Source organism: Pseudomonas sp. FEN (assembly GCF_904067045.1).
GTDB lineage: Bacteria > Pseudomonadota > Gammaproteobacteria > Pseudomonadales > Pseudomonadaceae > Aquipseudomonas.
In genome coordinates, this window is sequence record NZ_CAJFDC010000033.1 from 212890 (window position 1) to 225109 (window position 12220).

The 12220-nt window shown below is 57.5% G+C and carries 15 protein-coding genes and 3 pseudogenes; all 18 read right to left on the reverse strand.

From position 1 onward, the window contains the following. Window positions 1-378 precede the first annotated feature (378 nt). Window positions 379-1419, reverse strand: a complete 1041-nt coding sequence (locus PFEN_RS23505) for an AraC family transcriptional regulator (RefSeq protein ID WP_191489050.1) — start codon at window positions 1417-1419, stop codon at window positions 379-381. Next, window positions 1416-2555 (reverse strand): nitrilase-related carbon-nitrogen hydrolase, encoded by a 1140-nt coding sequence (locus PFEN_RS23510; RefSeq protein WP_191489051.1) that lies wholly within the window; start codon window positions 2553-2555, stop codon window positions 1416-1418. Before PFEN_RS23510 ends, PFEN_RS23505 begins: the two co-directional genes overlap by 4 nt. A gap of 165 nt (window positions 2556-2720) precedes the next feature. Continuing rightward, complete coding sequence (locus PFEN_RS23515) at window positions 2721-3539, reverse strand: AraC family transcriptional regulator (protein WP_191489052.1); 819 nt, start codon at window positions 3537-3539, stop codon at window positions 2721-2723. A gap of 372 nt (window positions 3540-3911) precedes the next feature. Then, the gene (locus tag PFEN_RS23520; RefSeq protein WP_191489053.1) at window positions 3912-4508 is read right to left on the reverse strand and encodes a LysE family translocator; all 597 of its coding nucleotides are present in this window, start codon (window positions 4506-4508) and stop codon (window positions 3912-3914) included. Window positions 4509-4530: 22 nt separating this feature from the next. Further along, a complete protein-coding gene (locus tag PFEN_RS23525) occupies window positions 4531-5274 on the reverse strand; it encodes a thioesterase II family protein (RefSeq protein ID WP_191489054.1) in 744 nt (247 codons plus the stop codon). After that, complete coding sequence (locus PFEN_RS23530; RefSeq protein ID WP_191488332.1) at window positions 5267-5659, reverse strand: cupin domain-containing protein; 393 nt, start codon at window positions 5657-5659, stop codon at window positions 5267-5269. The genes PFEN_RS23525 and PFEN_RS23530 overlap by 8 nt, the downstream gene beginning before the upstream one ends. A gap of 1 nt (window position 5660) precedes the next feature. Beyond that, window positions 5661-6275, reverse strand: coding sequence for a LysE family translocator (locus PFEN_RS23535; RefSeq protein ID WP_191489055.1), 615 nt, complete (start codon window positions 6273-6275; stop codon window positions 5661-5663). Window positions 6276-6289: 14 nt separating this feature from the next. Beyond that, window positions 6290-7711, reverse strand: a complete 1422-nt coding sequence (locus PFEN_RS23540; RefSeq protein WP_191489056.1) for a class I tRNA ligase family protein — start codon at window positions 7709-7711, stop codon at window positions 6290-6292. Window positions 7712-7779: 68 nt separating this feature from the next. Then, window positions 7780-8826 carry a chlorinating enzyme gene (locus PFEN_RS23550; RefSeq protein ID WP_224771057.1) on the reverse strand — a complete coding sequence of 349 codons (1047 nt, stop codon included), beginning with the start codon at window positions 8824-8826 and terminating at the stop codon, window positions 7780-7782. Further along, the gene (locus PFEN_RS30845) at window positions 8763-8975 is read right to left on the reverse strand and encodes a hypothetical protein (RefSeq protein ID WP_224771054.1); all 213 of its coding nucleotides are present in this window, start codon (window positions 8973-8975) and stop codon (window positions 8763-8765) included. Before PFEN_RS30845 ends, PFEN_RS23550 begins: the two co-directional genes overlap by 64 nt. 85 nt (window positions 8976-9060) lie before the next feature. Next, window positions 9061-9294, reverse strand: a complete 234-nt coding sequence (locus tag PFEN_RS23555) for a hypothetical protein (protein ID WP_191489057.1) — start codon at window positions 9292-9294, stop codon at window positions 9061-9063. Between the two features lie 19 nt (window positions 9295-9313). Continuing rightward, the gene (locus tag PFEN_RS31125; protein ID WP_191489058.1) at window positions 9314-9661 is read right to left on the reverse strand and encodes an AMP-binding protein; all 348 of its coding nucleotides are present in this window, start codon (window positions 9659-9661) and stop codon (window positions 9314-9316) included. After that, window positions 9636-9959 (reverse strand): AMP-binding protein, encoded by a 324-nt coding sequence (locus PFEN_RS31130; RefSeq protein ID WP_191489059.1) that lies wholly within the window; start codon window positions 9957-9959, stop codon window positions 9636-9638. The genes PFEN_RS31125 and PFEN_RS31130 overlap by 26 nt, the downstream gene beginning before the upstream one ends. Further along, a complete protein-coding gene (locus tag PFEN_RS31610) occupies window positions 9914-10312 on the reverse strand; it encodes an AMP-binding protein (protein ID WP_412071471.1) in 399 nt (132 codons plus the stop codon). The genes PFEN_RS31130 and PFEN_RS31610 overlap by 46 nt, the downstream gene beginning before the upstream one ends. Continuing rightward, a pseudogene (locus tag PFEN_RS31135) lies at window positions 10198-10563 on the reverse strand (AMP-binding protein); the annotation flags it as partial. The gene PFEN_RS31610 and the pseudogene PFEN_RS31135, both read right to left, overlap by 115 nt. 22 nt (window positions 10564-10585) lie before the next feature. Next, window positions 10586-10645 (reverse strand): hypothetical protein, encoded by a 60-nt coding sequence (locus tag PFEN_RS31615; protein ID WP_412071472.1) that lies wholly within the window; start codon window positions 10643-10645, stop codon window positions 10586-10588. 61 nt (window positions 10646-10706) lie between these two features. Next, window positions 10707-11582, reverse strand: a pseudogene (dmpG, locus tag PFEN_RS23575) (4-hydroxy-2-oxovalerate aldolase); the annotation flags it as partial. Beyond that, window positions 11579-12167, reverse strand: a pseudogene (locus tag PFEN_RS31620) (hypothetical protein). The pseudogenes PFEN_RS31620 and dmpG, both read right to left, overlap by 4 nt. Between the last annotated feature and the right edge of the window lie 53 nt (window positions 12168-12220).

Here is a 12220-nt window from a genome sequence, read left to right on the forward strand (position 1 = left end):
CTGACCGTTCTGCTAATTTTTTATTGCAGGTTTCTTGCTCAAGGAACCTGGGCAGACGGGTGCTTCATTTTTCCTTCATATGGGGCCCCTATGCTGGCCTTGGCCCGCTTGTATCTGTAGACGCGGGCGACGGACGTCAACGATAACGCAGGTAACCTGATGCCCCGCGCTGTCCTGGCTACCATCGCGAGCAATCGAGCGTCGACCGGCTGCTCCTACAGGAATGGTCAGCAAGACAGCGGTTTTTACCCTCGAACGAAAAAAGGAGTTTCACGATGGATGAATATCAAGAAGAGCTGTTGGAATTCCGGGCTTTCGAGCTGGACCCCGTTGAGCCTGCTGAAGATGCGACCGAGCTGTAGGCGGTCGTTTTTCGGCTCAGGCCGAATGCCGCTGACTGCGGCGGAACTCGCCGGGTGTCTGGCCGCTCCAGCGTTTGAAAGCCCGCTGAAAGGCCTCGGCCGAGGCAAAACCGAGCAGGTAGGCGATTTCGCCAAAGGCCAGTTCGGTGTCGCGAATATAGGTCATTGCCAGGTCACGGCGAGTGTCATTGAGAATGGCGCGAAATTGCGTGCCTTCCTCGGCCAGTTTGCGTCGTAGTGTCCAGGTCGGCAGCTTCAGGCGTGCCGCCACTTCTTCCAGGTCGGGTTCCCGGCCACCATTGAGCAAAGGTCCCAGCAACTGAGTGATACGTTCACGCAGGCTGCGGGTGCGCGTCAGTTGTTCCAGTTCCCGTTCGCACAGTTGCAGCAGATGCCGCCAGGTACTCGGGCAATGTTGCGGATTGCGCAGGCCCAGGCTGGCCTGGCTCAGGCGCAGCTGATTATGCTCGGCGCCGAAGTGCACCGGACAGTCGCCCAGGCCCTTGTAGGCCGCGGCGTAGTCCGGCTCGGCGAACTCGATGTCGATGCGCTCGGCGTGCAGCGGTTCGCCAGCGACGCTGGCCAACTGCTGCAACCAACCGGCGATGATCGAGTCCACCACGAAACGGTTGTAGGCGTTGTATGGGCTGATGGAGTAGAAGCGCAGCCAGGCGCCGTCGGCGTCTTCGTGGAAGCTCGACTGCCCGCGATAGTTGGCGCCGTAGAGAGCCTCGAAGCGGGTCAGGGTTCGCGCCGCTTCGCGTACCGTCGGGGCCTGGGCGGCGGTCACACCGGCCAGGCCGACCTGGCTCAGGCGGCTGAGCCGGCCCATGCGCAGGCCCAGGGCCGGATCGCCGGTCAGTTGGATTGCCGCGTGTCCCAGGCGCATGTAGCGCGGAATCGACAGCCGCGCGCCCGGCTCGGCCAGGCGTGCCGGGTCCAGCCCGTATTGCGCCAGCAGGCGCTCAGGGTCCTGGCCATGGCTGCGCACCGCATCGGCGAGGCTGTGGACGAAGGCCACCGACAGGTCGCCCAGGCGCATCGTCACGGCCTTCATGGCAGCCACAGGTTCAATAGGCGGGCGCCGCGATCACTGCCGTCCCGCGCGGCGATCGAGCGGCCATCCTGGCTGATAAAACTCTGGCCCGAATAGCGCTGGTTCCAGAACTGGCCGTGCAGGAACACGCTGATGCCGGCCGTGGACTGGCTGGCTGGCGCGCGGCTGATCAGGGTCAGGCGATGCCAGGCCTCGCCCTCGCCGAGTTCGCCGGGACGCAGGCTGATCTCCGCCGGGGTGGCCGCGTTCTTGAAGCCGCGCCAGGGTTTGTCCCAGCTGTTCTGGCCGGGCAGGGAGGCGGCCACGGCAATCAGCGATACGCCGAGTTCGTCCAGCTTGCTGTAGTTGTCCGGGTACCAGCTGTCAGTGCCGATCAGCACCCCCAGCTTACCGGCCGGGGTCTGCACGGCAGTCAGTTCCTGGCGTCCGCCACCCTTGATGTAGCCGCGTTCATCGAAGGTCGGGTAGAGCTTGCGTTGCGGCTGGCCGAGGGGATGTCCGTCGGCGGCGAAGACCAGGCTGACGTTGTACAGGGCGCCCTTGCCGATTTTCAGGGTGCCTTGCTCGACACTGGGGTCTGGCAGGACGATGGAGCCGGCCACCAGGGTGACGCCGAACTCTTTCGCCAGGCCGCCGAACAACGCCTGGTAATCCTCGGCCATGGTCCTGGCCTTCATGCGCAGGCGGGCGTCTTCGAGAAAGCTGCGACCCTTGGCATTGAACAGGGCGCCGAGCAGCTTCAGCGGGTTGCCGAACATCAGCCAGTTCATCGCCTCCTGCTGGTCGAGGGCCTGGTAGAGCTCATCCTTTTCATCGCGCAGCAGCAGCCAGGTACCGATATGTTCGGGCAGCACCACGATGGTTTTTTCGTTCAACAGGCCCAGGCCACGAGCTTGTTGCAGATAGGCGGCCAACTTGCGCCGCAGTCGCGCCGGGCTCTGGTAGTCGTTGGGGAACAGTTCCGGTTGCAGGCCCAGCAGGTTGCCGTGAGCGCCCGCCACACCCTGGTTCACGGCCAGGCGGATACGCAGGTCCGAGAGGTAGTGACCGCTGCTGCGTTGTTGGGTCCATACCCCGTAGCCGGTGACGGCGGCGAGCAGCAGGGCCAGCAAGGAGAGGAGAAGAAATTTGCGCATGGGAGCGGATAACGAACGACCGTGTGCCGGAGCTTGTATGTTCTCCTAAATTTGTCTCCAGGGTGCGAAAAAACAATGATCTGGCACGAAAATTTCAAATCGCTGGATATTGTATTTTCACAACGAGAGGTCGAAATTTTCGAGTCATCGAGCTGGCTGAAAGTTTTAGATCAGATCGCGATCCCTGGATCGGCACCAACGGGCAGGCGACATCCCAAATGCTTTTTTGAAGTGCTTGGTCATGTGGCTCTGATCGAAAAATCCTGCTTCTACCGAAGCCTCGACCAGAGATTTACCAGCAAAGACCGCCGCCTTGACGCGATCCAGACGCCGCATTGTCAGGTAGCGGTGGGGGCTTGTGCCGAAATAGACTCGATAATCTTTGGACAAGCTCCATTTGTCCCGTCCGGTGCACTCGGCCAGGTCATCAAGGCTGACGGGCTGTTGAATATTGTCGTTCATGTACTCACGCGCCCTGTTGGCTGCACTGAAGCAATTGGCTCCAGTAGCGGCGCGTTCACCGCATATAGCCTGCAGCGTAGTGAATAGCTGGAAAACGGCGTCGTCCTCCTCCAGCGGTTCAAGTGGGTCATCCAGTGCGGCGAGAAGGTTATCTGTCGCCGCCGCAAACCGAGGATCATTGGAGATGCCACCCTTCAAGAAAGGCAGCGGTCTTCCGTGCAAGACCTCCTGTGCCAATTCTGGAGTGATATAGAGCATTCGATAGCGAAAACCCGAGTCACTGCCGGCATGACCGTCATGTTCTTCATCAGGATGCAGAACCATGGTTTCCCCTGGCAGGCTATTTCGATTTTCCCCCTGGTAGCGAAAACTCTGGACACCCGAAAGGGTACGACCGATGGCATAAGTATCGTGCCGATGAGGGTCGAAGCCATGTGCGCTGAAAAAGGCCTCCAATCGCTCAACTTTGGAGGAGTGCGGGGAATGTCGAACCCAATCCTTTGGAGACGGAAGCTCTATCATGGCCGGGCTACCTGGCTTTTGAGTGTTCCTGACATAGTGCTGATCCTTAGCTTGGTGAGCTTACGCGATTGTAACGCAGGTTGAGTAATAAGAATTACTCAACATTTAGGAAGCTAACACTGCTCTTCCTTTTTTAGAAGAGAATTCAGCTCTCCAGTACGAAGCTTTCATTCAAGCCACAAGCACTATAGTTCCAGTGATGTTACGACTTTCCAACAGCAGGTGGGCCTGTGCCGCCTGCGCAAGCGCTGCTCCCACACGAACCTGCAAATCCTCTGGTTCATCTGGTTGAACCAACCGATAGGTGTAAGCCCCTGCAGCAGCCCGCCCGCGGGGGGAAGCCGATGCACACTCCCGGCTCTTCGGTATGGCTTATTTGAGTGCCGAGTAAGTCAGGTAAATGGAAAAGGACAGCAGCGAAAGCCCGATCAACTTGGGTACCCAGCGTTGCATGGCGTGGCTCGGTGCAGTGCGCACTACCTGCCCCAACCACGCCCAGGCGACCCCGATCGGTACTACGATCAGGATAAAGGACAGCAGCGCCCAGCTGTAGAGTTCAGCCGTACCATAAACTTCCCGAGGAAATACCATGGAGGCGAATAACAGCGCCTTGGGGTTGAGTAGCGTTGCGGTCAATAGTGACCTGGAGCTTACGGCCGAGCGCTGGGATTCGCTCGTCAACTGTTTCATCGAGGCAATGCGGTAAGCAATGAACGTCAGGTAGGCGGCGCACAGCAACTTCATTGCCGTACCTATGCCTGGGTAGCGTGCGGACAATGCAATGAGTACGAAGCCCCAGGCACTGATTGCGATGCTGTAGCCGAGCGCTTCGGTGGCGATCAATGGCAATGTCCGAGCCGGGCCGCAGGTATAACCGGACGTCATCAGCAAGGTATTGGTGGGACCTGGCAGCAGCAGAATCAACGATGCGCCCGAGGCGATGTTGAGAAATACGTTAATGAAATCCATTTCAAAGATGATCCAGTCATAGTTACAAGGCGATGAAATCTCGCAGGGCATCCAAAACTTTTGGCAAGTTTTGACGAACGAAAAAGTGGTCCCCAGGGAAAACCTGGTGGACAAAGTTGCCAGTGGTCTTGTCCGACCATGCCTGCAATCCGGAGATCGGTACGGAAGGATCGCCATCGCCGCCAATGGCGAGAATCGGTATTGCAACCGGATCGGCATCAGCCAGATTGATGCTTTCGGAAAGGGCGAAGTCGCTGCGCAAGGTTCTCAAGGCAATGGCGCGCAGGCCCGGGTTGGCTGCGATTTCGCTGGAAAGTCCGCCCAACCCCATGATGTAGTCCATGAACTGCTCGTCGCTCATGGTTGACGCGCTCAGGCGATGCGCGGGAGAGGCGGAGCTGGCACAGGCAGTGAGTGAGACGATCTGCAAGTTGGGATAAAGCGTGTCGCAGTAAGTCGCAAATTTTTGCGCTATACCGGCACCCAGGCTGTATCCGAACAGGTGCAGAGGCAGGTCGAACAAATCGCTGGCCGCATGCACCAGGGGCGGTAGGAGATCGTTGATGTCGGTGATGAATGATTCATCAAAGCGCGATTCTCGTCCCGGCAACTGGACGGCGCAAACCTCGATCCGCGGGCCCAGCATCGCTTGCCAGTCTCGATAGAACGAGGCGCTGCCGCCACCGAACGGAAAGCACAACAGGCGACTGCGCGCCGCCGGTTGAACTTTTCGCTGAAGCCATTTACTCGATTGCGGGTTACTCATCGCAAGCCTCTGCTGGCTGTTCGAAATACGCATTGCCATTGGCTGCGAACCAGTCACGTCGCGGAGGCGTAAACACATCAAGGTCGACGGTATCCTCCAGGCATTCGGCGGCATGCGGGACATTGGCTGGAAAGTGGAGAACGTCCCCGGCGCACAGTGTTGTGCTCTGTTCCATCTCCAGGCCGTGAGTAAAGCGGATCTTGCCCTTGAGGATATAGGTCATCTGTTCGTTGGGATGGCTGTGATGTTTGACCACGGAACCGGCTTTCATGGTCAGCTTCACCATCATCAATTCATCGCCGCTGATGATCTGCCGCACTATTGAGTCGCCCAACTGCTCTCGCGGGACTGTATCCCAATTAATCGCCTGTTGTTGCTTGAGCATCTCAGAGTCCTTGAGTGTGAATGTAGAAGTCGTAGAGCATGAAGGCGGCGCAGACCGCCAGCGCGATGCCCATCAACCGATTGAAGAAGTTGAAGTACGACTCCTTGGTGATTCGCTTGCCGAGCGCCGCGCCGAGAAATGAATAGATACCCGGAGCACCGGCGCCGCCCAGGGCGATCATGATGGAAACCAGCGCGATGTTCGTGCCCGTGACGTGAGCGGCGGGGAACATCACGGTCGTGATGGGCAGTACCACCATCATCCCTTTTGGATTCAATGCCTGGATGAGGAAGCCATTCCAGAATGTCAGAGGTTTGTCCGTCGGCTGACTTGCCTCGACCTTGCCGGGCAGGACAACTTTGGAGGTAAAGACCTTGAAGGCCAGGTAAAGGGTATACAACCCACCGATGAGCGCCAGGTAAGGCAGCACGGAACGCGAAATCAACGCCTCGCCGGTATAACCAAAAATCAGGAACAGCGCGAACATCGCGCAACCGACCCCGATGAAGAAACCGACCGTGCGGCGAAACTGCCCGGTGAGTCCGGCGTTCAACCCCATCACATTGACCGGGCCGGGGCTGTACATAACGCTGAAGGCGTAGAGGAAAATTTCCATGTTGTAACTCCTGTTCAGGCCGACTGCAGGCCAAACGTCGAAAGAATCGAGGTGTAGGCAGACTGATCAATTACTTCGTCGTTGGCGACCATCTGCTTCTGCCATTGGTAAAAGGTACGGAAGGCGGAGACGGGATCTCCTTGGACCAATGCAGCGGTCACTTGCGCCGGTGGCAGCGTCCCGTTTTCCCCCAGGCGTGCAGAAAGTTTCTGGCAGCCGTTGAGGAAACTGTCGATCTGATCAATCAAGGCCTTCCGGATCACCAGCACCTTTTCAGGCTCTTCGCCGACCAGCAGCGCAAGGTCCACCGCTGGATCGCCTTCACCGCGGCTGCCGGCATATTCGACGGATTCGAGCAGTGTCAGTGGGACAAACGCCTCCATGCCACCCATGTCGAAGATGAGTCCGGCAAGCACACCGATGTTCTTTTTCTGGATCGATGCATCGACCTGTAGATGATTCGGGCGATGCGTGACAGTCGTCACGGCCGCCTGGAAGCTTGGACTGAAGTCGACACGTACCGGCAGGCCCTGGCTGGCTTCCTGATGGAATGTCCCGTATTGCGGACTCCAATACAGCTGCGCGCGGTCTGGCGAGGTCTGTTCTATTCGCGCAATCGCTTCACCGGGAATGCGCTTGTCTTCATGCAGACGGGCACTGCCTTTGCGCAGCAAGGCGTTGATCGTATCGTTGTGGACTTGCGATGCCGGTTTGCCATCGAGCCAACCGGTGCGGATGGCATAGCCAGTCTTGAGCACTGGCGGGATCGGCATCGAGTGCTCATCCACCTGTGCGTCGAGGGAGAGGCTGAAGCGAATCGGCAGGCCGACTTTTCTGGCGAAATCAAGATCGGTCTTGTTGTGGGCCGGATTCACCAGCACGGCACCCGTGCCGAAGTCGGGCTTGACCCAGTCCGCAACCCAGACGGACATCAAGTCGCCTGTCAGCGGATTGCGGACATAAGCACCGGTGAAGTAATTGTCAGTGGCGGGACGATCGGCCAGACGCCGTGTGAACCAGTGGTATTTGTGCACCGCGATGGCACAGGCTGCCGTACAGGAACTCCAGTCCGTAACGAAAACGTCGATGGACTCTTGCGAATCGAACAGCTTCAACGAACAGATTGCCCCCTGGGACTGGCGCACGGTCTTTCGGATTTTAGAGACGATCTTTTCCGACCAAAACGGAATCTGGGTCGATATCTGCGCCGTGGCATCGCAAGAGGGGCCGTAGAACGCTTCAAACGCCGTACCATCCTCGAGGGCATTGAAGTGCACCTGGCCATTTTCCAGGAGCCGATTCAGGTGCAAGGCCGCCTCGATCTTGTCGGCACTGACCGCCGCGCATTGGGTGGCGCGGCTCATGAAAGCCGCAAACAGCGAGCCTCGTTTGAAGGTCAGGTCGACAGCCTCACCGGTTTGCGGCTGCTCCAGCAACGCGAAAGTTTTCATGATCTTGTCTCCAGTTTGGCCGGCCCACGCAGTTGACGTGGGCCGGCCCGGGGTTAGCCCATTTGTGCGGTCAAAGTCGGTTGAATAGCCTTACTGAGTTTGATCACCGAAGAGTTGCGGAACAGCGACTCCATGTTGATGTGAACTTTCAAATCATCATGCAGTTGACGCTGGATCTCCGCCATCATCAGTGAGTGCCCACCGACGTCGAAGAAATCCTCGTCCATTTTCAGTTCCGGGTAATTCAGCACGTCGGCGCAGATTTTGTGGATGGCGTTCAGCATGGTTTTTTTCTCCTCTGCCTGCGAGAACGAGAACAGTTGGTCGCGGTTGTTGGTCGTGCGGATCTTGTTGTGATCGTAAGTGTCCGTACCGGACACCAGCACCGTCGCATAGTTAGTCAGGTCGAATGTTTCGCCGTGCGCGTTGTACTTCTCGAGATCCGGATAAACTCGCACGTGAGTGGGGACGTAACGGCCGGAAATGGCCAGTCGGGTCTGCCGCTCGGTGGAGTTGTTGTGAGAAGCGTGAGCACAGGATGCGGTGAAAATCACGCACTCACCTGCCTGCAGTTCCATGTCCACCGGGTTTGCACTTTCCGGATCCCAGGAAGGATCAACCTTGAACTCGGAAAAGTCGTAGCCGAAGAAGCCCGTATCGGTTTGAGTGTGCTGGTAGTCGCCATTGCGGCCAGTAGAGACGCTTTTCTTTTCGTCGTAGTAATACTTCTTGTGCGAACCCGGCAGAAAGCGCATGCAGGCGGTTTCCTTGGTCGCGGGTGTGAACGCGGTCCACACCGTCAAGTCGATGTAAGCGTTCCAATCGGTCTGCGTCGGCACGATCAGTGGATTGCCGTCGGTGTAACTGTAGTCACGCACCTGGTGCCATTCAGTACCCCGGCCGCCTGGAAACTTGGCGAACCACTCCGAGCGCCAGCAAAGCAGATCGGCGCCGAGAATACCGCGAAGGTATTTCAGAATGGTCGGGTGCATGATGTGCCGGGACAATTCGGGAATATCGAAATGTCGGTCATAGTTCATGTTGTTGTCATACAGAATGTGCGAGCGGTCATGGTTGGCGGCGCGTAATGCACGCAGGATTTCTGCCGCTTCATCGGTTCATAAAGTTTGATCGGACCGATGAAACCATTCTTCTCGAAGAACTCGATATCCTTCTGAATGTCATCAGTGATTACTGCGTTTGCAGGTAATCCGGTCGTGGCAGAAATTTTTTGGTCCATCTGTGTCATTGGATACTTCCTTTTTGGGATGATGCGGTACGCGTTCTTCAGGCCATGCCCAACAGGGCCTTGCGATCGATTTTGCCGTTCTGGGTCAGTGGGAACTGCTTGCAGCCACGTAACGCCGCGGGTGCATATGGCGGGGCAGGAGCGTTCCGAGCCGATGACCGATGTCGCGAAGCGCAGGCAGTTCGTCCGCCGTGGTCACGAAGGCGGTGAGCTCCGGTTCCTGGTCAGGGAGGGCCTGGGTGTTCAAGACAATGGCATCCTCAATCGCCGGCAAGGCATTGCGAACCCCATTCTCGATCTCGGACAGATTCACGAGCATGCCGCGGATCTTGATCTGGTTATCTCGTCGCCCCAGGCAGATCGACTTGTCGTCCGACACGCGCCGAGGCGTAATCCCCGGTGAAGTAGACGAGACGCACGACGTCATCGATGGATACGTGCCTGAAACGTTCCGCCTGCAGAGAAGGGTTGTTCAGATAGCCTCTGCCGACACCCATGCCGGAGATCACGATCTGACCAATGTCTCCCACGGCAACCGGACGATCCTCGTCATCAAGAATGTCCACGCGGCAATTACCAACAGGGTTGCCCATGGGAATGCCTTCGGCCAGATAGGTCTGGTAGTCAGACATGGTGTAAGACGTCGCCACGTCCGTGCATTCAGCAACGCCGTACTGGTGGATCAAATTGCATGCGGAGCCTTTTTTCCGGGCCCAATCCCATCACCCGGGCGGTTGCCAGTGCCTCACCGCCGATAAACAGATGCCGTAGCGTCCCCAGGCGGTCCCCGGCCTGGCCGGCCTGGATGATCAGATAGAGGGAGCTGGGTGCCAGGTGAATGCTGCGGATTCGGTGACGTTCAATGAGATCGACAATCTCGTAGCCATCAAACACGCTACTGCTGGTGAGTGAAATTGCCGCGCCGCAATACAGTGGTGTTACCAGGCTGCGCTGGGAAATGTCGAAGCCGAATGCCGATACCAAAATGCCGTTGGCTTCCTGGTCGGGCCATATTCATTGACATGCCAGTTGATCAGATTCGCCCAGCTGCGATGAGTAATGGCGACAGCCTTGGGAATGCCAGTAGTACCCGAAGTGAATACGGTGTAGCAAAGGTCGTTCTCCCGGGCCGGCGAGACAAATGCTTCAGCCATGGGGGCTTGCGCAGTTGCCGGCGCAAGGATTCGATCTCGGCGACCGCGAGCGGTACTTCCTTGAGGATCTCGGCGGTCTGCGCGGTGGCGAAGATGAGTTTGAGATTCGCCAGTTGTTGAATCATCAGCATCAGTCGAGAGGCTGGATTGGCAATATCCAGCGGTACATAAGCCGCGCCGCATTTGAGAATCCCGATGATGCAGACCAGGGTCGACACAGACGGCTGGAAAAAAATCCCGACCAGGTCTCCCGCCTGAATACCTTGGGCTCTCAGATAAGCTGCCAGAGCGGAGGATTCACGATCAAGTTGGGAGTAGGTCAATGTTTCATATACGTTGCGTACGGCGACAGCATCAGGCGTTGTGTCCGCCCAATAAGCCACTTTTTCATGAATCATGGGCGCGCGAATGCCCTGCTTATCAATAAAAGACATCGATTTACTTCCTGAAGTGGAGTCAGTTGGTGGTGGAGAGTCTGGCCGCGGTCTCGATGATGATGTCTTCCTGTCCAGCCACTAACTTGCGTTGACCCAGTAGTTGATAGAGTTGAAATTCGTTCCACTTTGAATTGCTCCGCCGCGCGTTTTATATGCGGTGCAAAACCGGAGAACAGGCCATGAATGCCACTGGCGATATTGGCAGCCCCAATGTGCGGAGTCAGGCAATCCAGATAGTGTTCCGAGGAGCGCGCCAGGCTGGCGGCCGCTTCAAATGAACACTGCGTCCGATACCCCAGGCGATTGAGCACTGCAATCAGGGTCTCGAGTTGAGTATTACCGGCGCCCGCGCCAAAGCCTTTGATGCAGGCGTCCAGCAGTTCGGCGCCTTCCTCAACCGCGGCGATTGAGTTCGCCACAGCCATGCCCAGATTATTGTGGGCATGAAAACCCAGTTTCGTATCGGTCAACTGCTGAATCGCCTGGATCCGCCAGCGCACATCGTCAGGGGTAAGGTAACCTGCGCTATCCATGAGAATGATTGCATCGGCGCCGTAGCTCGCCATGAGCGAGGCTTGTTCGGCGAGCACTTCCGGTTCGGCCATGTGGCTCATCATCAGGACGCCATAAACGGTCTTGCCCTGGTTTTTGACGGACTCGATATAAGGCGCGGTGATGTTGGCTTCGGTGCAATGAGAGGCGATCCGGAAGACATCGACACCCATATCGATGGCAAGCTCGAGGTCTGTCGATTTGCCCAAGCCGGGAATGAAATGAACACCCAGCCGCCCATGCCGGATCGCTGATCTGGCTGTCTCGAGCATTTTCTGGTCATTAACGCTGCTGATCCCCAACAGCGCCGAAGAGCCGCCGAGTCCGTTGCCATGGCCCACTTCAATGATGTCGATGCCGGCGGCATCCGCCTGCTCGGCATATTGACGGATCTGGTCTATTGAAAGCTGGTGTCGCACGGCATGGTTGCCATCGCGCAAAGTGCAGTCAGTAATGGTAATCATGCGGCGGTCCGCTCCCAGCAAGCAGAATGGAGTTCGGCGACAGCAATGGCGGCACAATTGATAATGTCCAGGTTGCCAGCGTAGGCCGGCAGGTAATCACCGCTACCTCGCACAGTCACGCTCATGGTCAGGTGGCCCTTCGATTCGATGGGCTCCAGGACCATCTGGTAGCCGGGAACATATTGTTGAACGCGAGCAACCATCTGCCTGACACTCGCCCGAACTTTCTCGATGCATTCATAGTTGCCCTTGGCGAACACTGTCGTCTGCATGTCGATGCCAGGTTTGGCCGGGTTGATATTCAGAACCGCCTTGGTCATGCCAGCGCCGCTGAAATGCCGCAAGGCTTGTTCGGTGGTCAAAATGTACTGATTGATGTTTTCTCGGGTCCAGACCGGCGCTGTTTGACGCGATGGTCGAGGCGACTTCGATATATTCCAGGGACTGGAAAGACTGAGCGATCGCATAGGCCAATGGGATGCTTGCCTGGCCGCCACAAGTGATCAGATTCACGTTGCGCTCGTTGGCCATGCTGTCCAGATTGATCGACGGTACGCAGATCGCCCCGATCTTCGCGGGCGTCATGTCTATCGCAAACAGGTTGGCCTTGCGAAACACCTGGTCGTTGATCCGGTGAG